The following is a 23,465-nucleotide window of genomic DNA, read 5'->3' as shown; positions in this document are numbered from 1 at the left end:
CATGAACCTGCAATTCGGTCGGGCCGAGCCCGGCCACACCTATGAAGACCGCCCTACCGCCTTCGGCCTCGTGTTTCGCGATGGGCTGCTGGCCTGCGTGCGCGTGGATCGCGGGGAGGGGAGCTACTACGACCTTCCTGGCGGCGCGATCGACGGGGATGAAACCGAGCAAGAAGCCCTGGTGCGCGAGTTCGTGGAAGAGACCGGCCTCACCGTCCGCCCGGGCGAACGACTGGGAGAAGCGGCGCAGTACTTCCTGAAATCAGACGGCCGGGCCGTGAATAATCTGGCCGGCTTCTGGACCGCCGAAGCGGCCCGTGAAGATCCCGGCGCCAAGGTCGAGGATGACCACGAATTACACTGGCTGGCGCCCCATCGCGCGCTGACCGATCTACGTCACGACGCCCACGCGTGGGCGGTGGCCATATGGTTGCGTCGGCGCTGATCCCAAAAGCGTGACGGAACAACGATGGGCGCCCGCTTGTTGTCCCTTATGAAGCGCCGCCGTTTCGGCAGGCGTCAAACGAAGGGATACATCATGGCTGACAATGATCGCATCGAAGGCTCCATGAAGCAGGCCGAAGGCAAGCTCAAGGAAGGCGCCGGCAAGATGACTGGCGACCAGAAGCTGGAAGCCGAAGGCAAGGCCAAGCAGGCCGAAGGCAAGGTCCAGAACGCCGTCGGCGGCATGAAGGACAGCCTGAAGGACTGATCGTTCTTCAACGCTTTGGACGGGCCCGCCATTTGGCGGGCCTTTTCAATTTCAGTCCCCACGCAACACGGCGTCCAGAGCCTGAGCGGCTGGACCATCCTGATCGCCGCAGCGGATAGACCATGACGAGGACGCTCCGTCCTGGCTGCGGGTCGATGAACGGCGACAGTCTCGCAGTCTGTCCATGGGATTGCGGTGCTGCGCTCTGACCTGGCGCTGCTCGTCGGCCTCGCTCCAGTCGGTCTCGGTCCTTGCGGCATCGCCCCGCGACAGGGACTCCTGAATTACCACTTCCGTCACGCGCTCCCGGCAAGCGCTCTCGGTTTCCAAGGGGTCACGGTTTTCTTGGCTGCATTCATTCTCGAGCCGCTGGGCAAGGGACAGACGAGGCCTCGCCGCATACAACTCAAAGCCCCAGTCATCCGTCCCGGCTGGAGTCTCGACATTGTCGGCGTCACGCCGCTCCATTTCCACCTGCACAGCGGCGCGGAGTTGGCCATATCGGTGCGCGGGTTCAGTTTGAGCGGGCGCTTCCTGAACCGCCAAAGTGGCCGCGATGATCAACACACCTGATACCCACATGGCCGCCTCCGGGTTTCTCGCAGGCTGCGGCGAAAATCCCCGTCAGACGACTGACGCGTCCTGACGTCAGCGTGCGAGCGTCCGCATGGCCCCCTCCAGCCCCTCCAGCGTCAGGGGGAACATGCGCTCGTCCATGACCTCGCGGATCAGGCTGACTGACGGCGTGTAGCCCCAGAACCGCTCGGGCACGGGGTTCAGCCAGACGGATTTCTCCCACTGCTGGCGCGCCCGCTTCAGCCAGACGGCGCCGGCCTCTTCGTTCCAGTGTTCCACCGAGCCGCCCGGAACCGTCACCTCGTACGGGCTCATGGTGGCGTCCCCCACGAACACCGCGCGCCAGTCGCCGGGATATTTGTGCAGCAGATCCCATGTGGCCGTCTGTTCCGACTGCCGCCGCCGGTTGTCCTTCCACACGCCCTCGTAAAGGCAGTTGTGAAAGTAGAAGAACTCTAGATTCCGGAACTCGGTCTTGGCCGCCGAGAACAGCTCCTCGCACAGCTTCACGTGGGCATCCATCGAACCGCCCACGTCCAGGAACAGCAGCACCTTGATGGTGTTGCGCCGCTCGGGCCGCATGTGGATGTCCAGCCAGCCCTGACGCGCCGTGCCGTCGATGGTGGCGTCCATGTCCAGCTCGTCCGGCGCGCCCTCGCGGGCGAACCGGCGCAGGCGGCGCAGGGCCACCTTGATGTTGCGGGTGCCCAGCTCGACCGTGTCGTCCAGGTTCTTGTATTCCCGCTTCTCCCAGACCTTCACCGCCCGGCCCTGACGGCCCTCGCCGCCGATGCGCACGCCCTCGGGATTGTAGCCGCCGTGACCGAACGGGCTGGTCCCGCCCGTGCCGATCCAGCGATTGCCGCCCTCGTGCCGTTCGGTCTGTTCCTCAAGCCGCTGCTTCAGCGTCTCCATCAGCGCGTCGAAGCCGCCCAGCGCCTCGATCTGCGCCTTCTCCTCGTCGGTCAGGTATTTCTCGTTCAGCAGCTTGAGCCAGTCCGCCGGCACATCGGCGGTGACCTCGTCGCCCGCACCGACGGTCTCGACGCCCTTGAACACCTTGCCGAACACCTGGTCGAAGCGGTCGTAATGCTTCTCGTCCTTCACCAGCACCGCGCGCGACAGGTGGTAGAAGTCCTCCACCTTCCCGTCGGCCACGCCCGCGTCCATGGCCTGCATCAGATGCAACCATTCCTTCATGGAGACGGGCACGCGGGCGTCCCGCAAGGCGGTGAAGAAGGGCAGCAGCATCAGGCCGTCTTCGCGGCGTAAGCGTCCACCGCGGCGATGTGGCGGGCCTTGTCCTCGTCCGGCAGGAACGAGCCCTCGAAGCTGTTCTTCGCGATCTGAATCAACTGTTCGCGAGTGACGCCCGCATGCTCGGCCATGGCCTCATAGTTCCTGTTCACATAGCCGCCGAAATAGGCCGGATCGTCCGAGTTCAGGGTCACGTGCAGGCCCTGTTTCAGCATCTCTGGCACGGGGTGTTTGGTCAGGTCGTCGATGACGCACAGCTTGTGGTTCGACAGGGGGCAGACGGTCAGGGTCATGCCCTCGGCCGCCAGCCGGCGGATCAGGGCCGGATCCTCCAGCGACCGGTTGCCGTGGTCCATGCGGTCGATCTTCAGCAGGTCCAGCGCTTCCCAGACGTACTCCGGCGGCCCTTCCTCGCCCGCGTGGGCCACGCGCTTGAGGCTCAGCGATCCGGCGGCGGTGAACACCCGCTCGAACTTGGAGGGCGGATGGCCGACCTCCGACGAATCCAGCCCCACGCCCTCGATCCGGTCCAGCCAGGGCTCGGCGGCCTTCAGGGTGGCGAAGGCCGCGTCCTCGTCCAGATGGCGCAGGAAGCAGAGGATCAGCTTCGAGGTGACGCCCAGCTCCCGCTCCGCCTGATCCATGCCGGCTAGCAGCCCGTCGGCGACCACCTGGAAGGGAATGCCCCGATGGGTGTGGGTCTGGGGGTCGAAGAAGATTTCCGCGTGCCGCACGCTGTCGGCCGCCGCGCGCCGGAAATAGGCCAGCGCCATGTCGCGGAAGTCGTCCTCGGTGCGCAGGACGTCGGCCCCGGCGTAATAGATGTCGAGGAAGTCCTGCAGGTTCGAGAAGTCGTAGGCCGCCTTGATCTCCTCCACCGAGGCGAACGGCAGCGCGACCCGGTTGCGCCGGGCGAATTCGAACATCTGCTCGGGCTCCAAACTGCCCTCGATGTGCAGGTGCAGTTCGGCCTTGGGCAGGCCGGCGATGAAGGGGGTCAGCGACATGATCGATCCTCTGATACGTCGCGGGGATTGTGCCTACATCCGCTCCGGCGTCGCAATGCCCAGAAGGTCCAGGGCGAGTTCCAGCTGACGAAGCGCGGCGGCCGCCAGGGCCAGGCGCGAGGCGCGGGTCGCTTCGTCCGGCGCGGCCAGCACGGGGCAGGCGGCGTAGAATTTCGAGAAAGACTGGGCCAGCCGGTACGCGTGCTCGGCGATCAGGTGCGGGCTGCGCTTGTCATAGGCGTCGGCGGCGGCCTGATCGAAGGCGTCCAGCGTCAGGACCAGATCTCGCTCGGCTGGTTCAGCCACCGCGATGGCGCCGGCCGCCGCGCCCTGATCCGCCGCCTTGCGCAGCAGGGATTTGATGCGGACGGCCTGATACAGCAGGTACGGCCCGGTCTTGCCCTCGAAGCTCATGAAGCGGTCGAGGTCGAAGACGTAGCTGGTGGTGCGGTTGTTCGACAGGTCGGCGAATTTCAGCGCGGCCACGGCGACCTTGCGGGCGATGTCCTCGAACTCCGCTTCGGGCAGATCGGCGCCCAGTTCGGCCTCCTTAAGGCGTTCGCGCGCCTTGTCGGTAGCCATGGTGATCAGGTCGTGCAGCTTCAGCACCCCGCCCGCGCGGGTCTTGAAGGGCTTGCCGTCCGGCCCGTTCATGGTGCCGAAGCCCAGATGCTCCAACGCGCCTTCTTCGGCGTAGCCGGCCAGATAGGCCGCCCGGAAAACCTGCTCGAAATGGTCCGCCTGACGCTGGTCCACCACATACAGGATCAGGTCGAAGCCGGGGTCCTCGCGCCGCCCCACGATGGTCGCCAGATCGGTGGTCCCGTACATGGCCGAGCCTTCGGACGATACGACCAGCAGCGGCGGCAGGTCGCGCTTGTCGCCCTCCTTCGCCACCCGCACGATGCGCGCGCCCTGATCCTCGATCAGCAGGCCCTGTTTCTCCAGGTCCGCCACCATGCCGGGCACGAAGGCGTCGGCGTCGGACTCTCCGTTCCAAAGATCGAAATCCACGCCCAGCGCCGAAAACTCGCGCTCCAGCGCCGAGCGGCTGACGGTGACGAAATGGGCCCACAGGGCGCGGTATCCGGCCCGGCCGGACTGCAGCTCCGCGGTGGCCTTCCGTGCGCGGTCGCGGAACGCCTCGTCTTCCTTGGCCTTGCCGGCGGCCAGCGGATAGAGACGCTCCAGGTCCGCCAGCGATACCGGGCTGTCGGCCGGGAAAGGACCGTCGCCCTCGGCCATGAAGGCGCTCGCCAGGCCCTCATCAGCGCAGGCCACGATGAGCAGGCCCATCTGGAAGCCCCAGTCGCCGAAATGGGCGTCGCCCCACACGGTGTCGCCCCGGAAGCGGAACAGCCGCTTCAGGCTCTCGCCGATGATGGACGAGCGCAGGTGGCCCACGTGCATGGGCTTGGCCACGTTCGGGCCGGCGTAGTCGATGATGACCTTGCGGGCGGCGTCCACGCCGCTGGCGCCGGTCCGGTCGCTGTCGCCCGCCACCGCCTCGGCCCGCTCGGCCAGCGTCGCGGCGGCGACCTTCAGATTGATGAAGCCCGGCCCGGCCACGTCGACGGACTCCAGCCGGGGGTCCGCGGTCAGCCGCTCGGCCACACGAGCGGCGAGCTCCCGCGGATTCGCCTTCAGCGCCTTGGCGGCGGCCAGGGCGCCGTTGGACTGGAAGTCGGCCAGATCGGGCCGGTCCGAGGCGGTGACGCGCGCCAGCGCCGCGTCCACGCCTTCGGCGGCGAAGGCGGCCCCGACCGCTTCGCCCAGAACAGACTTGAGGTCGGTCATTGTTGCGGTTGAGCCGTGCCGGCGTTGATGCGGAAGCGGCTGCCGGTGCGGTTGAACTCGGCCATTTCAGGCGTGACCTCGAAGCCGACGAGGATTTCGAAATTCGACCCGCTGGTGGTGGCCTCGGCGCGGGGAATGACGATGCTTCGGATTTCTTCCTCGACGCTGACCTCGGATTGCCCCCTGAAGTCCACCGGAAGATCGAAATACTCCTTCGCCAGAACGGCGGTGTTTCGGTCGGTGACGGCGATCCAGTAACGATAGGTCCGGCTGTCGTTCGTCGCCTGAGGCCCGCGTCCCAACTCGAACAGGATGTTCATGTTGACCGTGATCGGATCGTCATCCCGATAGGCGCAGTTCGCCGTCACGCCCTGGATTTCGCCAGTATAGCCCACATTGGCCGCAGTCGGCTGGTCAAAGGGCATCTCCACGTAGCGGGCGGCGTCATAGAGAATCTTGACGAAGGGGCACGGTCCGGCGTTGACGGGATCGTTCAGACGCAGGCGGGGCGCGTTCCAGCTGCTGTCCTCCTGGCTGTTCCCGCCCGCAGGACGGGTCTGGGCGTCGCTGACCCCGGGGGTGACGGCCAGGACGGTCGTGGCGAAGAGGATCGGAACGATACGGCGCATGAGAAATCCCGGCGAGCAGATGAAGCCCTGCGCCGGTCGTGGCGCGAGCAAGGCTGAAGCTCATCGCTGATAGCGGCTAAAGCGAGGCGCCGCAACGCGTGGCCACGCTGGCGCCCGCCGCGGGGAGGGCCTAGGTAGTGCCCATGACCGATGTGGTTCCCAATGACTCCGAAGGCCGCGCTCTCACCGTGCGCCTGGCCACCCCGCGCGGTTTCTGCGCCGGCGTGGATCGCGCCATCCAGATCGTCGAGCGCGCGCTCGAGAAATACGGCGCGCCCGTCTATGTGCGCCATGAGATCGTCCACAATCGCCACGTGGTCGAGCGTTTGCGGGCCCTCGGCGCGGTGTTCGTCAAGGAGCTGGACGAATGCCCCGATGACCGGCCGGTGGTTTTCAGCGCCCACGGCGTCCCCAAGGCGGTGCCCGAGGCCGCTCGTTCCCGCGAGATGTTCTTTCTGGATGCGACCTGTCCGCTGGTCTCCAAAGTGCACGTGGAGGCCGAACGCCATCACGCGGCCGGGCGCCACATCCTGCTGATCGGCCATGCCGGCCATCCGGAGGTGGTCGGCACCATGGGGCAGCTCCCCTCCGGCGCTATCAGTCTGGTGGAGACGGTGGAGGACGCACGCACCTTCGCCCCTCCGGATGACTCCCCGCTGGCCTATGTCACCCAGACGACCCTGTCTCTGGATGACACCGCCGAGATCGTTCGCACGCTCAAGGAACGTTTTCCCGACCTGCCTGACCCGCACAAGGAAGACATCTGCTACGCCACCACCAATCGGCAGGAGGCCGTCAAGCGGCTGGCGGAAGGATCGGATCTGGTGCTGGTTGTGGGCTCCGCGAACTCGTCCAATTCGGTGCGACTGGTGGAGGTGGCGTTGCGGGCCGGCGCGCGAGACGCCCGTCTGGTCGATGACGCCTCGCGCATCGACTGGTCGTGGTTTGACGGCGTGCAGACCGTCGGGGTGACCGCCGGCGCCTCGGCGCCGGAAGAGCTGATTCAGGGCCTTATCTCGGCGCTCGGTGAGCGTTTCGATGTCACCCTGCGAGAAGACGACGGCGCGCGCGAGACCGTGACCTTCAAGCTGCCCCGCGCCCTGACGGCGTAGGTTTTCAAGTATCGCCTTGTGAATCGCCCAGATAGGGGTTGTTGACCCGCACCCTCTGACCAGGTGTCAGGCCCAGTTCCTCGAAGGTCCAGACCATCTCGACGCCGTCCTCGTCGTAGGCTTCGCAATAGTCGTCCTGCATGCGGCGAAGGGTGACCACGGCCTCGTCCTCGACGACGGTGATGATCGGCTGGATGTCATCACGCTCGGTGCAGCCGCCTGAGGTGACCCGGAAAATGGCGCGGTCCCCGATGATGGCGGCGGCGTGGATCGGTTCCAGAGCGCCGGGCATGCCGTCGGTGCTGACGGCCGTCTCGCTGTAATCCGGTGCTCCGCCGCCCCCCGGCAGAACGCGGTCCAGCATCGCGCAGCCGCCGGTAAGGACGCAGACGGTCAGGGTGGCGGCGATGGTGCGGAGCAAGGCGCTCTCCCCCGATGGCGTGGCCCATGATCGCCTGATTGGGCCAAAAGCGAAAGGCCCCGGATCGCTCCGGGGCCTTGTTGTTCACAGCCGGGCGCCCGAAGGCGTCCGATAAAGCCTTAGGACGAGTAGAACTCGACCACCAGGTTCGGCTCCATCTTCACGGCGTAGGGCACGTCGGCCAGCTCGGGGATCCGCACGTAGCGGGCCGAGAAGCCGCGGTCGCCCAGCTCCAGATAGTCGGGCACGTCGCGCTCCGACGACTGCTGGGCTTCCAGCACCAGCGCCATGGAACGGGACTTTTCCTTGACCTCGACCACGTCGCCGGCCTTCACGCGGTAGGAGGGGATGTCCACCTTCTTGCCGTTGACGGTCACGTGGCCGTGGCTGACGAACTGACGGGCGGCCCAGACGGTGGGCACGAACTTGGCGCGGTAGACGATGGCGTCCAGGCGGGATTCCAGCAGGCCGATCAGGTTTTCCGAGGTGTTGCCCTTGCGGCGGGCGGCCTCGTCATAGGTCCGGGCGAACTGCTTCTCGGTGATGTTGCCGTAGTAGCCCTTGAGCTTCTGCTTGGCCTTCAGCTGGATGCCGAAGTCGGACACCTTGTTCTTGCGGCGCTGGCCGTGCTGGCCGGGACCGTAGGAGCGCTTGTTGACCGGAGACTTGGCGCGACCCCACAGGTTTTCACCCATGGCGCGGTCGATCTTGTACTTGGCGCTGTGGCGCTTGGACATATGTCACTCTCTATGCTGATGCGGCCCGGCATCCCCCCGAATGGGAATGCGATCTCAACGGCGGTCCACGCATCGTCCGTGATGAATCCCGCCTCCGGCGCGAGCCGGGTGCGAGAAGGGCGGGCTTATGACGGCCCGCCCGCGTTACGTCAAGTCAGATCAGGATTCCGGCGACCAGACGAAGCCCCCGTCGCGCTGCTCGATCCGGCCCAGGCCGGGGTAGGGGAAGTGCACCCCGTAGTAGCGCTGTTCCTCGTTTGCGCCGCGCTCGAGCAGGCCCTGGCGCGTCGCGATGGCGGTATCACTGTCGCTGTCCCAGGCGTTGACGAGCTCGGGACGCTGCACCGAGATCACCGCGCTGTGCAGGGCGTCGCCGATATAGAGCAGGCGCTCGTCACCGGAGGTGATCGAGAAGCCGGAATGACCCGGCGTATGCCCGTCCAGCGATACGGCAGTGAGGAACGGCATGATCGCGGCGCCGGGTTCAAACGTCTGAACCTGCGGCGTGATGGCGGTCACGAGGTCGGCGAGGCCCTGTTCTTCGGCGCCGGCCTGCATGGCGCGCCATTCCGGGGCGCTCATGCGGATGACGGCGTTGGGGAAGGCCAGGGCGCCCTCGGCGTTGGCCAGCCCGCCGATGTGGTCGCCGTGGGCGTGGGAGATCAGAATGTCGGTCACTTCCGCCGGGTCCACACCGGCGGCTGACAGCGCGCCCGGCAGCCCGTTCTGCGTGCCCATCTGGCCGCCCGCCCCGGTGTCGATCAGCACCACACGGTCGCCCTGGCGCACCAGCAAGGGCTGGACCGACAGGTGCACGGCGTCGCCCTCTTCGCCTGCTTCCGAAAGGATGGAGGCCACAACCGCAGGGTCGCCCCACGGGCTCTGGTCCACCGGCAGGACGATGGTCCCGTCCCTGAGCGCGGCCAGTTGCAGGTCCCCAACCGAGAAGGGATGCACGTCTGTGCTGGCGGGCATGGCGTCTGCGGCGGCCTCGGCTTCAGCGGGCGCTTCGGCAGGTTGGCTGCAGGCAGCGGCGCCCAGCAGGGCGGCGAGGGTCAGTGCGGCGGAAGCCAGCTTGATGGAAGGCGTCATGGATCGTGTCCCCGGAATGAAAACGCCCCGCCGGTCCGGCGGGGCGTTGATTGTGATCAGCCCTTGGCGGCCGCGAACAGCTGGTTGGCCTTGTTCCAGTTCACCACGGTCCAGAAGGCCTTGAGGTAGTCGGGGCGGCGGTTCTGGTACTTCAGGTAATAGGCGTGCTCCCACACGTCGGCGCCCAGGACGACGGCGCCGCGCTCATCGGCCACGTCCATCAGCGGGTTATCCTGGTTCGGCGTGGAGGTGACCTTCAGCTTGCCGTCCTGCCAGATCAGCCAGGCCCAGCCCGAACCGAACTGGCCGGCGCCGGCGGCGTTGAAGGCTTCCTGGAACTTGTCCATGCCGCCCAGGTCCTTGTCGATTTGGGCCTTCAGCTCGGCCGACGGCTCGCCGGTTTCACCCTGCGGAGCCAGCAGCTCCCAGAACAGGCTGTGGTTCCAGTGACCGCCGCCATTGTTGCGCACGGCCTTGGGGGTCTTGGAGATGTTGGCGAACAACTCTTCCAGCGACTTGCCCTGCAGGCTGGAGTCCGCGTCCACGGCCTCGTTCAGCTTGTCCACATAGGTCTTGTGGTGCTTGTCGTGGTGGAAGGTCATCGTCTCCTTGTCGATCGCCGGCTCAAGCGCGTCATAGGCGTAGGGCAGGTCGGGCAGGGTGAAGGCCATGGTGTATCTCCTTTTGTCGGCGATCGTTCGGTCTCAACGCTTCATGTAGGTGAAGCGATGCCGGACCCAAGCCATGCAGGCCCGAATTCTGGGGATTACGGCTCAGCTTCGGCGGTGCAGGACGTGGTCGACGCTGGCCTTCAGCATGTCGGCGTCGTGGCCGAAGGGGGCCAGATGGTCCCGCGCCTGCTGGGCCAGGTGGGTGACCCGCTCGCGCGCGGCGTCGACGCCCAGCAGGGTGACGAAATTGGTCTTGCCTCGGGCCGCGTCCTTGCCGCCCGCGGCCTTGCCCAGCAGATCCTCGTCCCCCTCGGCGTCCAGCAGGTCGTCCACGATCTGATAGGCCAGACCCAGATCATGGGCGAAGGCGAGCAGGGCGCCCCGGTGCTCCTCGCGCGCATGGGCGATGATCAGGGGAATCTCGAAGGCGTAGGTGATCAGGGCGCCGGTCTTGAGACGCTGCATGCGGGCCACCCCGCCCAGATCGTCGCGCACGCCCATCAGGTCAATCATCTGGCCGCCCGCCATGCCCCGCGCGCCTGAGGCATAGGACAGGCGCATGGCCAGTTCACAGCGTACGCCCGGGTCGTCGTGAGTGTCCTCATCCAGAATGATGTCGAAGGCAGCGGTCTGCAGCGCGTCGCCGGCCAGAACCGCGGTGGCCTCATCGTAGGCCCGGTGCAGGGTGGGGCGGCCCCGGCGCATGTCGTCGTCGTCCATGCACGGCAGGTCGTCGTGGATCAGGGAATAGGCGTGGACGCACTCCAGTGCGCAGGCGGCGCGCAGCACCGGCCGCTCCTCGATGTCGAACAGGCGGGCAGACTCCAGGGCGAAGAAAGGACGCAGCCGCTTGCCGGGTCCCAGGGCGGCGTAGCGCATGGCCTCGGTCAGGCGGGCTTCGGGACCGTCCGCGCGGGGCAACAGTTCGTCCAGCGCCACGGTGACCAGATCGGCCACCTCGGCCACGCGATCGGCCACGGCCTGTTCCGGCGAGTTGGCGGCGGGATAGGGGTCGGAGCGGCTCAAAACAGGCGTCCTCCCACCGGCACCTCGCGGTCCACGCCGACCAGAACCACCTCGCCCTCGGCGTCAGGAAAGCCCAGGGTCAGGACCTCGGACATCATGGGTCCGATCTGGCGGGGCGGGAAGTTGACCACGGCGGCGACCTTGCGGCCGTGCAGGTCGTCGAGGGTGTAGTGCTTCGTGATCTGGGCGGAGGAGCGCTTCACGCCGATGTCCGGGCCGAAATCGATGGTCAGGCGATACGCGGGCTTGCGCGCTTCGGGGAAGGGTTCAGCCTTCACGACTTGGCCCACGCGGACGTCCACCTTCATGAAGTCCTCGAAGGCGATCTGATCGGCCGCCGGGCCGCTCATCACGAGAACTCGGCGGGCTCGGCGCCCCTGGCCTGACCATCGGCGCCGACCACGATCTTCTCGACCCGCAGCTGGGCGGCCTTCAGACGGGCCTCGCAGTGGGCCTTGAGCGCGGCGCCCCGCTCATAGATGGCGATGGACCGTTCAAGCGGGGCCTGGCCGGATTCCAGCTCGGAGACGATCTGCTCCAGCTGAGCCAGGGCGTCCTCGAAGCTGAGATCGGCGGGAATGGTCTTGGGGTCGTCGGCCATGGTGTTTCGTGCATCCGGAGAGTCGGGCGGACCCTAGACCATATGGAGGGCATCTCGGAACGGCCCGCTCCAGAAAAAGAGTCAGCCGTCCTGCTTGGGCGTCAGGGCGTCGTCCTTTTCAGTGGCGCGGCGCCAGGCGTCGCGGTCCATGACCCGGTGGGCGTAGTCGGCGAACTCGGGCCGCTTCTCGATGGTGCCGAACTGCAGGCCCCAGCCGATCTGGGCGCCCACATAGACGTCCGCCGCGCTGAACCGGTCGCCTGCGATGTAGGGGTTCGCCTTCACCGCGCCGGACACGGCGTCCAGCACCGCCGCCATGGAGCCGTAGCCCACGAAGCCTTGCTTGTCGGCCGGCACCTGAACCTGCAGCGCCTGATTGGTGACGGCGGCTTCCAGCGGACCGGCGGCGAAGAACATCCAGCGGTAATAGGCGCCGCGCTGGTCCAGCGCGGGCGCCAGACCCGCCTCAGGGAAAGCGTCGGCCAGATAGGCGCAGATGGCGGCGCATTCGGTGACCAGCTGATCGCCGTGCCGAATGGCCGGCACCTTGCCCATGGGATTGATCGCCAGATAGTCGGCGCCCTTCATGGTCGTGCCGTAGTCCAGCACCGTCTCGGCGTAGTCGGCGCCCGTCTCTTCCAGCATCCAGCGGACGATGCGGCCCCGCGACATGGGGTTGGTGTAGAACATCAGTTCGGCTGTCATCGGGAGGTTCTCCATACGGCCAAATTGGAACATAAGCAGAACGACCGCCCCGAGTCATGTGAAACTTGACGCTTGTCATCCCGGCCGGAGCGAAGCGACGAGCCGGGACGGTCGAAATCAATGGTCCCCCCGCCCGGACAGCCGCGAGGCTGAGCCGGGCGAAAGGCGGAAACCTTGGCCCGGATCGTCGCGCCGCGCCGTCCGGGCCTGGAAAAAGGCGGCCATTGACGTCCCCGCTCTCCGCTTCGCTTTGGCGGGGATGACAAAAGTTCAGCGCTTCTCGAACCTGCGGCTGGACCAGTATTTGAAGCCCTGATCGCGGGTGCAGCGCCAGCCCAGCGCCTTCAGTCGGTGGCCGATCATGGCGTTGAAGAAGCCGTGGGCCAGCACCAGAACCTCTTCGCCCTGTTCGGCGCGGGCGATCAGGATGTCGGCGGCCTTGACCGCCCGGGCGCGGGCCATGTCGCGGCTTTCCTCGCCCTCGTCGTGGAAGTCGAAGGCCCACCACCAGATGCGCGACACCACGCCCCACCAGCGGGGCGACAGCTTCATCCAGGCCGGGAAGGCGGGCGGGGGCAGGGGGGCCTCGATGAACACCGGATCGATGTTCAGGTCGCGCTCGCCCGCCACATGGCCGGCGGTCTCCAGGGCCCGCGGGCGGGTGGAGACGAAGATGGCGTCGGCGCGGGCGGCGGTCTGCAGCAGGCCCGGCGGCGGCGTCTGCTTCTTGCACAGCCCGCCCACCTCATAGGTCGCCCACCAGTCCCGGTAGCCCTGTGACGTCAGCAGCACCTTGCGCGACAGCGCTGGTCGACCGTGACGCGCAAGGGTGATGGCGCCGGGCGCGCGCACGGACGCAGGCGCCGCCGGGGGGCGTATCGATTCCGACTCGGTTGGAGGAGCATGGATCGTCATGACGGGAGACGGACGCCTTTGGCATCAAAGGGTTCGCGCGTCTATACCTCCCCTAGCGCCCGCAGATGGGCGACGGCCGACAGGCCCAGTCCGTTCAGGTCGTAGCCGCCCTCCAGCGACGACACAACCTTGCCGCCGCAGCGGGCGCGGGCCACCTCGATCACCGCCCTTGTGGCCCAGGCGAAATCCTCGGCCTCCAGAGACTGGTGCGCCAGCGGATCGCGGCGGTGGGCGTCGAAGCCGGCGGAGATGATCACAAGGTCGGGAGCAAAGGCGTCCAGCGCCGGCATCAAGCCGCCGGAGAAGGTGGCCCGCCACGCCTCGCGCGCCGCGTGGGGCGGCACCGGGGCGTTGACGATGTTGCCCACGCCGGTCTCGTCCGCCGCGCCCGTGCCGGGATAAAGCGGCATCTGGTGAATGGAGCCGAGGAACAGGCTGGCGTCGTTTTCGAACGCCGCCTGGGTGCCGTTGCCGTGGTGCACGTCGAAGTCGATCACCGCCACCTTCGACAGGCCCAGGGCCTGCGCCTCGCGGGCGGCGACCGCGACGCTCGAGAACAGGCAGAAGCCCATGGCCTTGTCCGGCTCCGCATGGTGGCCCGGCGGGCGCACGGCGGCGAAGGCGCGGCTGGTCTCGCCCGCCGCCACGGCGCGCACCGCCTGAAGCGCCGCCCCCGCCGCCAGCCGTCCGGCCCGCACGCTGCCGGGCGACAGCACCGTGTCCGGGTCCAGCGCCACGACGCCGGAGGCAGGCGACGCGTCGAGGATTCGCTGAACGTGCGCCTCGGGATGGACGCGGATCAGGGCCTCGACCTCGGCCTCCATGGCCTCGCGACGGTCCAGCGACAGGTCGGCGTCCTCGATGGCGTCCAGCACGGCCGCCAGTCGGGCCGACCGCTCGGGGTGCCCCTGACCGGTGTCGTGGGCCAGCATGTCGGGGTGAGTGATGAACAGGGTCATGAGTCGCACTCTAGCGAGGCTGCGGGGTTTGCGTCACGCGCCGGGAAAGCTATGCCGCCCGCCATGACCGAATTCGCCATCCGCACCGCCACATCCGACGACGCCCCCGCCTTGGCGGCGCTGGGCCGGGCCACCTTCATCGAGACCTTCGTGAACGGGTTCGGCATTCCCTATCCGTCGGAGGATCTGGAGCCGTTTCTGGATGACACATTCAGCGATGCGACGACGCGGGCGCGGCTGAGCGATCCCGATCACCAGTACTGGGTGGCCGAACGGGACGGGGAGATTCTGGGTTTCGCCAACACCGGTCGCTGCGGCCTGCCGCACCCGGACGCTCGGCCCGGCCATGCGGAACTGCATCGTCTGTATGTGTCGAAGGCGGCGCAGGGGCTGGGGGTCGGTACGGCTCTGCTGAAGGTGGCGCTGGAGTGGATGCAGACGAACTCGGACGGGCCGCTGTGGATCGGGGTCTGGAGTGGCAATGAGAAGGCGCAGAAGCTGTATGCCGCCTACGGCTTCGAGAAGGCGGGCGAGTATCAGTATCCGGTCGGCGCCTGGCGCGACGACGAGTTCATCCTGCGCCGAGGCTGACGTCAGGGATCGTGGATGGACGGGGGCGATGTCCTCTGCTGATGTTCAGGACGAAACGGGAGGCCCGCGATGATCTGGATGATGCTTCTGGCCGGGCTGGCGGCCCAGGATGATCCGGCGGCCTCCGCGCGCGCCGAAGCGGACGCCCTGATCGCGGCGGCTGGGGCGCAGGGCGTGTTCGAGAATGTCACCACGGACACGGTGCCGACTCTTCGGCATGTGCAGAGCGGGCTGACCTGTCACTTCACGCCGGGCGAGGCGATCAATTCGGTCACGGTCTATCCGGATCAGGCCGGATTGGTCCGGGGCGAGAATGTAGGCTGCAATACCCGTGCGCAGGGCATGGACGCGACCCTCTACGCGACGCGTTACGCCCGGAGCCAACCCGCGTCCGCAGTGGCGCGGGAATCGGCGGCGGTGATCCTTCATCGTTGGCCGGACGCGGAGGCCTACGAAGGCGGTTTTCCGCTGTTCACAAAGCCGGACCGGGAAGACCCGCCGGAGCATGAGGTGTTCCGCATCACGGTTGGAAACGTGCCGCACGTGACCTTCGTCCTCGTGCAGGACGAGGGCGAGTGGAGCTACAAGCTGCGAGGCACGCGGGCGGGCGAAGATGTGATGGCGGCCGGCATGACCGGGAGCATGATGTTCATGAACGCCCTGAGCGCCGTCGGCGGGGACTAGGCGCAGCGGCTAGATCGGAACCTCGCCCTCGGTCCCGGCCGGGTTTTCGCGGGTGGGCATGTCGCGGATTTCGGGCACCACCTTCTCCCTGAACACCTCGTGCAGGCGGCGGAGCTCGGCGATGGGCTCGGGGTGCTGGTCCACGCGGATGTCCCACAGCGGGTAATCTTCCGTGTCCATCACGTAGATGGTGGCGGACACCTCGCCCTTGGCGTCGCCGCCCGCCGCCACGCCTTCGGCAAGCGCTTCCAGCAGACGGTCGGCGAGAGCTTCATGAGCAAGGGCCTCGAACCGGTCGGCGGCGCGGCTCAGGACCTGAGGTCCCGCCAGCCGGTTGCCCTGAACGCTGAAGCCGTCCCGTTGCAGCGATCCGCACCAGTCCAGACAGGCGTCGCCCGTGAAGGCGGCCGTGCGTCCCTGCCGGTCGATCACCGCGAACTGGCGAAAGCGGATGGCGGGGTCGTTGGTCAGCAGGGCGTCATGCACCGTCTCGGCCGACAGGCCCTGACGCAGCAGGTTCAGGCCGTCGATGCCCAGATAGGGGTTCACCCGCGCCTGTGTGGCCACCGCGCCGACGCCGGCCGCCGCGTGGGTCAGCAGCTTGCCCACCGCCGGAACCGCCGTCACCGCGGCGATGCCGAACTGTCCGGTGCGGGCGCAGCGCGCCACCAGCGAAAAGGTCATGGGGCAGGGGACTCCGGCTGCGAGTGAGGTCCGGGCCTAACGGGCGGCGAGCGTGGCGGTTGCGGCGGCGCGCCTTGCGTATGGCGACGCTGGAACCTTCCGCACCCGGACCGGGTTGGCGTCTGGCGAAAACGGAGACGGACCATGATTGCAGAGGACGCAGGCCTTGCGGATATCACATCAGGCGATCGCGGCATGACCCGCGCGGCCTTCTCGTCCACCGTGCGGAGCCAGGGCCCCGTGGTGCTGCACAAGGTGGCGGAGATCGATCTGGGCGGGCGCGAGGTGACGGCCTATTACCGCCTGACGGGACCGCGCGGACCGCGCATCCTGCACGATCTGGCGGAAGCGGAGGACGCGTTCGAGCGCGAAGCGGAACGGCTTGTCCCTGTCTCAAACTGGACGCCCCACGCACAGGTGGCTTGAAACAGCGGCCGCGCCTCCTCACCTTGGCGGTTCCATTCGCCCCCGCTGACCGAGGACGACCGTCATGCTCAAGCTCTACTATTCCCCCGGCGCCTGCGCCCTGGCCTCGCACATCGCCTTCGAGGAGGCGGGTGCGGACTATGAAGGGGTGAAGATCGACCTGAAGAAGGGCGAGCAGAAGACGCCCGAGTATCTGGCCGTCAATCCGGCGGGCGTGACCCCGGCGCTTGAAACCGATCACGGCGTGCTGACCGAGAACGCCGTGATCATGCCGTGGATCGCGGATCGGCATCCCGAAAAGAACCTTGTCCCCAAGGACGCGTTCGAGCGGGCGAAGATGGATTCGTTCAACGGCTGGGCGGGGGCGTCCCTGCATCCGGCGCTGGGACGCCTGATGTTTTCACGCCCGCCGCTGGACGGCGAGGCGAAGGAGGCCGCGCTCAAGACGGTGAAGGACAAGCTGGCCCTTGCCGAGCAGCATCTGCTGAAAGGCCCGTTCGTCATGGGTGATCAGTACACGGTGGCCGACGGTTATTTGTCGGTGTTCACCCGCTGGAGCCGTCAGGCGGGGATTCTGGACGCGGGCGATTATCCGAAGCTGAACGCGCATCTGGATGCGGTGCAGGCGCGCCCGGCTGTGCAACGCGCGCTGAAGGCCCAGGGAATCGAGCCGGTCGACGGCTGACCGCCGGTCGCCCACCGCAGGCTTTCCACAAGCCCTCGCATGAGGGCTTGTAATCCTTCCCGTTGAGGGGCAAACGAGCCGTCAGGTCGGCCGAAGACGATCAGGGTGCGGTGCGTGAAGGGATACGCGCTCCGCCGGGGCTTCGCTGAAGCGGACCGACCGCAGACAAGCCCTTTTGAAGCCGCAGCCACGGTACCCTTACGCCCATGAGCTTTTCCCTTTTCGGCGCCATCTCCAACGATATCGCCATCGATCTCGGCACCGCCAACACCCTGATCTATCAGAAGGGCAAGGGCATCGTGCTCAACGAGCCCTCGGTGGTGGCGCTGAGAAACGTCGGCGGGCGCAAGATCGTCCACGCCGTGGGCATCGAGGCCAAGCAGATGCTGGGCCGCACGCCCGGACACATGGAAGCGATCCGCCCCATGCGCGACGGCGTCATCGCCGACTTCGAAGTGGCCGAGGAGATGATCAAGCACTTCATCCGCAAGGTTCACAACCGCAAGGGCTTCGTGAACCCCAAGGTGATCGTGTGCGTGCCGTCGGGCGCCACGGCGGTCGAGCGCCGCGCCATCAATGATTCCTGCCTGAACGCCGGCGCCCGCCGCGTCGGCCTGATCGACGAGCCCATGGCCGCCGCCATCGGCGCGGGCCTGCCCATCCACGAGCCCACCGGCTCCATGGTCGTGGACATCGGCGGCGGCACCACCGAGGTGGCCGTGCTGTCCCTGTCGGGCATCGTCTATTCGCGCTCGGTCCGCGTGGGCGGGGACAAGATGGACGAGGCGCTGATCAGCTACATGCGCCGCAACCACAACCTGCTGATCGGCGAAACCACCGCCGAGCGCATCAAGAAGGACATCGGCACCGCCCGCATCCCGCCGGACGGCGAGGGCCTGGGCATCGAGGTCAAGGGCCGCGACCTGATGCAGGGCGTGCCGCGCGAGGTGCGCATCTCGGAACGTCAGGCTGCTGAAGCGCTCGCGGAACCGGTCAGCCAGATCATCGAGGCGGTCAAGGTCGCCCTGGAAGCCACCCCGCCTGAGCTGGCCGCCGACATCGCCGACAAGGGCATCATGCTGACCGGCGGCGGCGCCCTGCTGCGCGGCCTGGACTCGGAAATCCGCGACCAGACGGGTCTGCCCGTCTCGGTGGCCGATGATCCGCTGTCCTGCGTGGCCGTGGGCTGCGGCCGCGTGCTGGAGCATCCGCGCTGGATGAAGGGCGTGCTGGAAGCCACCCTTTAAAGCCTCTGGTGAGCGCAGGGTCATTCCCGCGTGATCGCTGTTTTCAATCCGACCGGTTTTTGCCATAGGCTGGCCCATCGGCGTGGGCGTCACGCCGATTCCATTCTGATGACGGGCCCGACAGCCCAGGAAGGCGCGCCGTGGCGTTTCGCGACGGACCGTTCGACAATCTGAAAGCGCCGCTGGCGTGGGCGTCCGCGGGCGTGGTCATCATCGCCATGATCGCGGCCGTGGCCCTGCTCCTCGTCAATGGCCGCGACACGGATTCCGGCGAATACGGCGCGGCCCGCGCCGGAGCCGACGCCGTGGCCGCGCCGGTGGGCGGGGTCTTCGCGGCCCCGGTACGCTGGGTCGGTCACGCCAGCGACTATGTGCGCGGCTACTTCTTCGCCGTTTCCGAAAATCGCCGCCTGCGGGCGCAACTGGCCGAGCTGGAGCCTTGGCGGGATCAGGCCATCGCGCTGAAGAACGTCAACGCCCGCTACGAGGCCATGCTGGGTCTGCGGGTCGAGCCGCCTGTCGAGATGGTCACGGCCCGTTCGGTGTCGGAATCGCGCGGACCCTTCGTCAACGCCCGCCTGATCGACGTGGGCCGGGGCAGCGGGGTGCGCATCGGCAATCCCGTCATCAACGAGCATGGTCTGGTCGGGCGGGTCGTGGGCGCGACGGGCGGGGTCAGTCGGGTGCTGCTGATCACCGACGTGTCCAGCCGTGTGCCGATCCTGGTGGACCGCACGGACGCTCGGGCGATGTTGTCCGGCGACGGCAGCGGCAATCCCCGGCTGGAGTATGTGCGCGGCGAGGACGCCCTGCGTGAGGGCGACCGGATCCTGACGTCTGGCGACGGCGGCGGCATTCCGCGCGGCCTGCCGGTGGGCGTGGCTGCGCGCGGGATCGACGGCACCTGGCGGGTCAAACTGTTCACCGATCGCGGTCCCATCGACTATGTACGGGTGCTGCTGTTCCAGGACTTCGCCCAGCTGGCGGACCCCGACGCCCTAAACGCGCCGCCGCTGGCCGCCTTCCAGACAGCGCCGCCGCCTGACGCCGCCACCGCCGCGCGCATCGCTGATGACGAGGCCCGCCGCCGCGCCCGCGACGAGGAAGAGGTTCGCCGCGTGGCCGAGGCGGAATCCCAGCGACGCCGCGACGCCGCCGCCGCCCAGGCGGCGCCTGAAACCCCCGCCGCAACGGAGGTCGCAGAGTGAGACGCGGCATGGGTGTCCGGGTCGTGGGGCCGATGCAGTGGTTGATCCTGCCCGCCCTGGCCGCCATCGCCGGCACGGTGCTTCTGGCCACGCCCATTCACCTGTTCGGCCTCAGCCTGCCGGAGCCGATCCTGCCGCTGGCCCTGGCCTTCGCCTGGCCCCTCATCCGGCCTTCGGTGCTGGCGCCTCTGATCCTGTTGGCGCTGGGCCTGTTCCTCGACGTGTTCTGGTACGCGCCCCTGGGACTGTGGCCCTTGTCGTTGCTGGCCGTTTACGGGACGGTGCTGGCCGCGCGCAGTCTGCTGGCGGGGCAGGAGAACCTGATGCTGTTCGCCTGGTACGCCGCATGCGTTATTGTAGCCTTCTTTCTCGCCTACATGATCGTCAGCCTGGCGGCGGGCAATGCGCCCAGCCTGCTGGCCCTGTTCTGGCAGATCGTGCCGACCCTGGCTCTGTTCCCCGTAGCGGCCTGGATGATCGAGTATTTTGACGACGGGGACGTGCGTTTCCGATGAGCAGCGAACCGTCGATCTATTTCTCGGACGTCAACGAGCGGCAAGGGTCCTTCCTGCGGCGCACCTTCCTGCTGGGCGGCGCGACGGCGCTTGGCGTGCTTGCGCTCGGCGGACGACTGGGCCAGCTGCAGGTGGTGCAGGCCGGGGAATACGCGACGCTGGCCGTCAACAACCAGTTCAATTTCCGCATCGTGCCGCCGCCGCGCGGGCGCATCCTGGACCGCGAAGGCGTGGTGATCGCGGGGAACCGTCCCAGCTTCCGCGTGCTTGTGGTTCGTGACGAAACGCGGGATCTGGACCAGACGCTGGATCTGCTGGGCCAGCTGCTGCCGGACACGCAGGAGCGGCGCCGCACCATCATCCGCGACGTGAACGCCGCGCCGCGCTTCGTGCCCGTCCCGGTCAAGAGCGACCTGACCTGGGAGGAGTTTTCGCGGGTCAATCTTTACGCCAACGAGCTCCCCGGCGTGATGGCCGACATGAACGAAGCGCGGTTCTATCCGCACGGCGGCGCCTTCGCCCACACGGTGGGCTATGTGGCAAAGGTCTCGGACCGCGACGTGGCGGCATTGCGCGAAGCAGGGGAAGAGGTTCCAAGCCTGCTTTATCACCCAGGGTTCCGCATCGGCCGACAGGGCGTGGAACAGACCTTCGACCGTCAGCTCAGAGGCGAGCAGGGCGGTCAGCGGGTCGAGGTGGACGCCCGCGGCCGCGTGGTCGGCGAGGACGCCGAGGGCTCCATCCCCGCCACGCCGGGCGATGACGTGGTGCTGACCCTGGACGCCGACATCCAGAACCGCGCGCTGGAGGTGTTCGGCGAGGAGTCCGGCGGCTGCGTCGTCATGGACGTGCGCAACGGCGACATCCTGTGCATGGTGTCGGCGCCGTCGTTCGATCCCAACCTGTTCGTCTCGGGCGTGCCCAGCGACATCTACCGCGCCTGGGCCGACTATGAGCGGCGTCCGTTGCTGGACAAGACCGTGTACGGCACCTTCCCGCCCGGTTCGACGTTCAAGATGACCACGGCCTTGGCCCTGCTCGACGCCGGCATCGACCCTGAGGAACGGGTTACCTGCACCGGCGGCTATCGCTACGGCGGGCGCACCTTCCGCTGCTGGCGCGCGGGCGGGCACGGCTCTCAGAACATGCACGACGCCATCAAGAACTCGTGCGACACCTATTTCTATCACCTTTGCAACCGGGCCGGCGTGGACCGGATCGCCCGTACGGCGGAGGCCCTGGGATTTCACGAGACCTACGAGATCGGCCTGGGCAACCAGCGCGCAGGCACGATGCCCTCGACCCAGTGGAAGCGCGAGAATTTCCGCCGGGCCGAGGACCAGGTCTGGTACCCGGGCGAGACCCTGTCCGTGGCCATCGGACAGGGCGCGATCACGGTCAACGCCCTGCAACTGGCCATCATGACGTCGCGTCTGGCCAACGGCCGCAAGGCTCTGCAGCCCCGTCTGGTCAAGTCCATCGGCGGCGTCGATCAGCCGTCCGGCGCCGAGGCGCCGGACCTGCCTTTCTCGCAGGAGCATCTTGATATCGTGCGGGCGGGCATGGCCGCCGTGGCCAACGACGTCACCGGCACCGCCTATCGCAATTCCCAGCTGGGACTGGGCGACATCCTGATGGCGGGCAAGACCGGCACGGCCCAGTCGCGGGACTATCGTCCGGGCGAAAGCCGGGGGCCGCGCAATGCGGTGTGGAGCCGCCGCGACCACGCCCTGTTCGTGGCCTTCGCCCCCCACGATGCGCCCCGCTACGCCATCGCTCTCATCATCCAGCACGCGCCGTCAGGCGGTTCGGCCGATGCCGCGCCCCGCGCCCGCGAGGTCATGAAGACGACCCTGCTGAAGGATCCTGACATGCGCGCCCGCATCGAGCGGCCTCTCCCGCCTGAGGCCACGGGGCCGGCCGAGGATGTGGGCGCCGCGCCGCCCGCGCCGGTGGCGGCCGAACCGGCTCCGGCGCCGCGCCCCGAGCCTTCGCCGACCCTGCCCGGTCCCCAGCCGTATCAGCCGCGAGGAGGCGCCCAATGACCGCTTCCGCCCTGACCCGTCCCGGCGAGCGCGACCGGCTGTCGGTCAAGCTGGGAGAGATCGACTGGCGCCTGGTGGGCCTGCTGGCCCTCATCGCCGGAACGGGCGCGGCCATGCTCTATTCTATCGCCGGCGGGCAGTGGCAGCCCTGGGCGGCGGATCACCTGATCCGCTTCGGCCTGTTGCTGATCGCGATGCTGGTCCTGGCCATGGTCCATCCAAAGTGGTGGTTCCACGGGGCCTATCCCCTTTACGGGTTCGTGCTGTTCCTGGTGCTGCTGATCGAGCTCACCCCGCTCGGCTACACCGCCGGGGGGGCCAGGAACTGGCTCAATCTGGGCTTCATCCGCATCCAGCCGGCGGAGTTCATGAAGCTGGGCCTCGTGCTCGCCCTAGCCCGCTGGTACCACGCTCATACGGCCAAGGAGGCGCGCTGGTCCTGGAAGTTGATCTTCCCAATCGCCATGATCGGCGTGCCATCCATTGTGGTCGCCGCCCAGCCGGACCTGGGCTCGGCCATGGTGATCGCCCTGACGGGCGGCGCCGTGATGTTCATCGCCGGCCTCAGCTGGAAAGTCATCGCCGCCGGCGCGGCGGCGGCTGTCGCCTTCGTGCCGCCGTTCGTCATGTTCGGCATGCATGAGTATCAGCGCAATCGCGTCCTGACTTTTCTGGACCCGACCCAGGATCCCAGCGGCACGGGCTACAACATCATCCAGTCGAAGATCGCTTTAGGCTCCGGCGGCCTGCTCGGGCGAGGATATGGCCTGGGCAGCCAGAGCCAGCTGGAATTCCTGCCCGAGCGCGAAACCGACTTCATCTTCTCCACCCTGGCCGAGGAGTTCGGCTTCGTCGGCTCCTTCACCCTGCTGGCCTGCTATCTGGCTGTGATCATCATCTCGCTCAGGATCGCATCCCTGTCGCACAGCCATTTCGGACGCATCGCGGCGGCGGGGATGATCTCGTTCTTCGCCATCTTCGTTCTGATCAACGGCGCGATGGTGATGGGCATGGCGCCGGTGGTCGGGGTGCCCATGCCGCTGCTGTCCTATGGCGGATCGTCCATGATGACCGTGATGATCGGCTTTGGCCTCATCATGTCGACGCGGGTTCACCGCTATGCCGAGCTGCCCAAGGGGCAGGGGCTGTTCTAGGGCTGTCGC

General features: G+C 67.5%; 28 protein-coding genes. 12 read left to right on the top strand and 16 right to left on the bottom strand.

Annotated features, from left to right (window positions below):
• Position 1 precedes the first annotated feature (1 nt).
• Positions 2–445, top strand: a complete 444-nt coding sequence (locus ACI8U3_RS11000; protein ID WP_415014919.1) for an NUDIX domain-containing protein — start codon at positions 2–4, stop codon at positions 443–445.
• 93 nt (positions 446–538) lie between these two features.
• Entirely contained in the window at positions 539–712 is a 174-nt protein-coding gene (locus ACI8U3_RS10995; protein WP_415014918.1) for a CsbD family protein, read from the top strand.
• 51 nt (positions 713–763) lie between these two features.
• On the opposite strand, the gene ACI8U3_RS10990 is transcribed toward ACI8U3_RS10995, so the two are convergent.
• From ACI8U3_RS10990 to ACI8U3_RS10970, 5 genes are all read right to left on the bottom strand, one after another.
• Positions 764–1,294: a hypothetical protein gene (locus tag ACI8U3_RS10990; RefSeq protein ID WP_415014917.1), complete on the bottom strand. Its 531-nt coding sequence runs from the start codon at positions 1,292–1,294 to the stop codon at positions 764–766.
• 66 nt (positions 1,295–1,360) lie between these two features.
• Positions 1,361–2,539: a vWA domain-containing protein gene (locus ACI8U3_RS10985; RefSeq protein ID WP_415014916.1), complete on the bottom strand. Its 1,179-nt coding sequence runs from the start codon at positions 2,537–2,539 to the stop codon at positions 1,361–1,363.
• Positions 2,539–3,552, bottom strand: coding sequence for an adenosine deaminase (locus ACI8U3_RS10980; RefSeq protein WP_415014915.1), 1,014 nt, complete (start codon positions 3,550–3,552; stop codon positions 2,539–2,541). Before ACI8U3_RS10980 ends, ACI8U3_RS10985 begins: the two co-directional genes overlap by 1 nt.
• Before the next feature lie 33 nt (positions 3,553–3,585).
• The gene (argS, locus tag ACI8U3_RS10975) at positions 3,586–5,349 is read right to left on the bottom strand and encodes an arginine--tRNA ligase (RefSeq protein ID WP_415014914.1); all 1,764 of its coding nucleotides are present in this window, start codon (positions 5,347–5,349) and stop codon (positions 3,586–3,588) included.
• Positions 5,346–5,978: a Tat pathway signal sequence domain protein gene (locus ACI8U3_RS10970; RefSeq protein WP_415014913.1), complete on the bottom strand. Its 633-nt coding sequence runs from the start codon at positions 5,976–5,978 to the stop codon at positions 5,346–5,348. Before ACI8U3_RS10970 ends, argS begins: the two co-directional genes overlap by 4 nt.
• A 143-nt stretch (positions 5,979–6,121) precedes the next feature.
• Here ACI8U3_RS10970 and ispH point away from each other — a divergent pair, with 143 nt between their 5' ends.
• Positions 6,122–7,090, top strand: a complete 969-nt coding sequence (ispH, locus tag ACI8U3_RS10965; protein ID WP_415014912.1) for a 4-hydroxy-3-methylbut-2-enyl diphosphate reductase — start codon at positions 6,122–6,124, stop codon at positions 7,088–7,090.
• A 4-nt stretch (positions 7,091–7,094) separates the two neighbouring features.
• Here the strand turns inward: ispH and ACI8U3_RS10960 are convergent, their stop codons facing one another.
• The 10 genes from ACI8U3_RS10960 to ACI8U3_RS10915 all read right to left on the bottom strand — a co-directional run bounded on the left by ACI8U3_RS10960 (position 7,095) and on the right by ACI8U3_RS10915 (position 14,217).
• Complete coding sequence (locus tag ACI8U3_RS10960) at positions 7,095–7,511, bottom strand: hypothetical protein (RefSeq protein ID WP_415014911.1); 417 nt, start codon at positions 7,509–7,511, stop codon at positions 7,095–7,097.
• 119 nt (positions 7,512–7,630) lie between these two features.
• Positions 7,631–8,248: a 30S ribosomal protein S4 gene (gene rpsD, locus ACI8U3_RS10955; RefSeq protein WP_415014910.1), complete on the bottom strand. Its 618-nt coding sequence runs from the start codon at positions 8,246–8,248 to the stop codon at positions 7,631–7,633.
• A gap of 159 nt (positions 8,249–8,407) precedes the next feature.
• Positions 8,408–9,340: an MBL fold metallo-hydrolase gene (locus ACI8U3_RS10950; protein WP_415014909.1), complete on the bottom strand. Its 933-nt coding sequence runs from the start codon at positions 9,338–9,340 to the stop codon at positions 8,408–8,410.
• 56 nt (positions 9,341–9,396) lie between these two features.
• Positions 9,397–10,011 (bottom strand): superoxide dismutase, encoded by a 615-nt coding sequence (locus tag ACI8U3_RS10945; RefSeq protein ID WP_415014908.1) that lies wholly within the window; start codon positions 10,009–10,011, stop codon positions 9,397–9,399.
• A gap of 102 nt (positions 10,012–10,113) precedes the next feature.
• On the bottom strand, positions 10,114–10,989 hold the full coding sequence (locus ACI8U3_RS10940) for a polyprenyl synthetase family protein (RefSeq protein ID WP_415014939.1): 876 nt from the start codon (positions 10,987–10,989) through the stop codon (positions 10,114–10,116).
• Between the two features lie 44 nt (positions 10,990–11,033).
• Positions 11,034–11,387 carry a tRNA-binding protein gene (locus ACI8U3_RS10935; RefSeq protein WP_415014907.1) on the bottom strand — a complete coding sequence of 118 codons (354 nt, stop codon included), beginning with the start codon at positions 11,385–11,387 and terminating at the stop codon, positions 11,034–11,036.
• Positions 11,387–11,638 carry an exodeoxyribonuclease VII small subunit gene (locus ACI8U3_RS10930; protein WP_292104434.1) on the bottom strand — a complete coding sequence of 84 codons (252 nt, stop codon included), beginning with the start codon at positions 11,636–11,638 and terminating at the stop codon, positions 11,387–11,389. The genes ACI8U3_RS10935 and ACI8U3_RS10930 overlap by 1 nt, the downstream gene beginning before the upstream one ends.
• Positions 11,639–11,719: 81 nt before the next feature.
• A complete protein-coding gene (locus tag ACI8U3_RS10925) occupies positions 11,720–12,343 on the bottom strand; it encodes a glutathione S-transferase family protein (protein ID WP_415014906.1) in 624 nt (207 codons plus the stop codon).
• Positions 12,344–12,613: 270 nt separating this feature from the next.
• Positions 12,614–13,258, bottom strand: a complete 645-nt coding sequence (locus ACI8U3_RS10920) for a histidine phosphatase family protein (protein WP_415014905.1) — start codon at positions 13,256–13,258, stop codon at positions 12,614–12,616.
• 41 nt (positions 13,259–13,299) lie between these two features.
• A complete protein-coding gene (locus tag ACI8U3_RS10915) occupies positions 13,300–14,217 on the bottom strand; it encodes a histone deacetylase family protein (protein ID WP_415014904.1) in 918 nt (305 codons plus the stop codon).
• Positions 14,218–14,280: 63 nt separating this feature from the next.
• Between ACI8U3_RS10915 and ACI8U3_RS10910 the strand changes: the two genes are divergently transcribed.
• Positions 14,281–14,808, top strand: a complete 528-nt coding sequence (locus ACI8U3_RS10910) for a GNAT family N-acetyltransferase (RefSeq protein ID WP_415014903.1) — start codon at positions 14,281–14,283, stop codon at positions 14,806–14,808.
• 69 nt (positions 14,809–14,877) lie between these two features.
• Positions 14,878–15,492: a hypothetical protein gene (locus tag ACI8U3_RS10905; protein WP_415014902.1), complete on the top strand. Its 615-nt coding sequence runs from the start codon at positions 14,878–14,880 to the stop codon at positions 15,490–15,492.
• 9 nt (positions 15,493–15,501) lie between these two features.
• Here ACI8U3_RS10905 and ACI8U3_RS10900 read toward each other — a convergent pair whose 3' ends face one another.
• The gene (locus tag ACI8U3_RS10900) at positions 15,502–16,176 is read right to left on the bottom strand and encodes a DUF1028 domain-containing protein (RefSeq protein ID WP_415014901.1); all 675 of its coding nucleotides are present in this window, start codon (positions 16,174–16,176) and stop codon (positions 15,502–15,504) included.
• Positions 16,177–16,371: 195 nt separating this feature from the next.
• Between ACI8U3_RS10900 and ACI8U3_RS10895 the strand changes: the two genes are divergently transcribed.
• The 7 genes from ACI8U3_RS10895 to rodA all read left to right on the top strand — a co-directional run bounded on the left by ACI8U3_RS10895 (position 16,372) and on the right by rodA (position 23,456).
• Complete coding sequence (locus ACI8U3_RS10895; RefSeq protein WP_415014900.1) at positions 16,372–16,602, top strand: hypothetical protein; 231 nt, start codon at positions 16,372–16,374, stop codon at positions 16,600–16,602.
• Positions 16,603–16,666: 64 nt separating this feature from the next.
• Complete coding sequence (locus ACI8U3_RS10890; RefSeq protein WP_415014899.1) at positions 16,667–17,287, top strand: glutathione S-transferase family protein; 621 nt, start codon at positions 16,667–16,669, stop codon at positions 17,285–17,287.
• 206 nt (positions 17,288–17,493) lie between these two features.
• Positions 17,494–18,534, top strand: coding sequence for a rod shape-determining protein (locus ACI8U3_RS10885; RefSeq protein ID WP_415014898.1), 1,041 nt, complete (start codon positions 17,494–17,496; stop codon positions 18,532–18,534).
• A 140-nt stretch (positions 18,535–18,674) separates the two neighbouring features.
• On the top strand, positions 18,675–19,742 hold the full coding sequence (gene mreC / locus ACI8U3_RS10880) for a rod shape-determining protein MreC (protein WP_415014897.1): 1,068 nt from the start codon (positions 18,675–18,677) through the stop codon (positions 19,740–19,742).
• Positions 19,743–19,750: 8 nt separating this feature from the next.
• The gene (locus ACI8U3_RS10875; RefSeq protein WP_415014896.1) at positions 19,751–20,257 is read left to right on the top strand and encodes a hypothetical protein; all 507 of its coding nucleotides are present in this window, start codon (positions 19,751–19,753) and stop codon (positions 20,255–20,257) included.
• Positions 20,254–22,302, top strand: a complete 2,049-nt coding sequence (mrdA, locus tag ACI8U3_RS10870; RefSeq protein ID WP_415014895.1) for a penicillin-binding protein 2 — start codon at positions 20,254–20,256, stop codon at positions 22,300–22,302. Before ACI8U3_RS10875 ends, mrdA begins: the two co-directional genes overlap by 4 nt.
• Positions 22,299–23,456 carry a rod shape-determining protein RodA gene (rodA, locus tag ACI8U3_RS10865; protein WP_415014894.1) on the top strand — a complete coding sequence of 386 codons (1,158 nt, stop codon included), beginning with the start codon at positions 22,299–22,301 and terminating at the stop codon, positions 23,454–23,456. Before mrdA ends, rodA begins: the two co-directional genes overlap by 4 nt.
• Positions 23,457–23,465 lie beyond the last annotated feature (9 nt).

The organism is Brevundimonas sp. (genome assembly GCF_047617075.1).
Classification (GTDB): domain Bacteria; phylum Pseudomonadota; class Alphaproteobacteria; order Caulobacterales; family Caulobacteraceae; genus Brevundimonas.
This window is presented reverse-complemented; position numbering and strand designations above follow the sequence as displayed.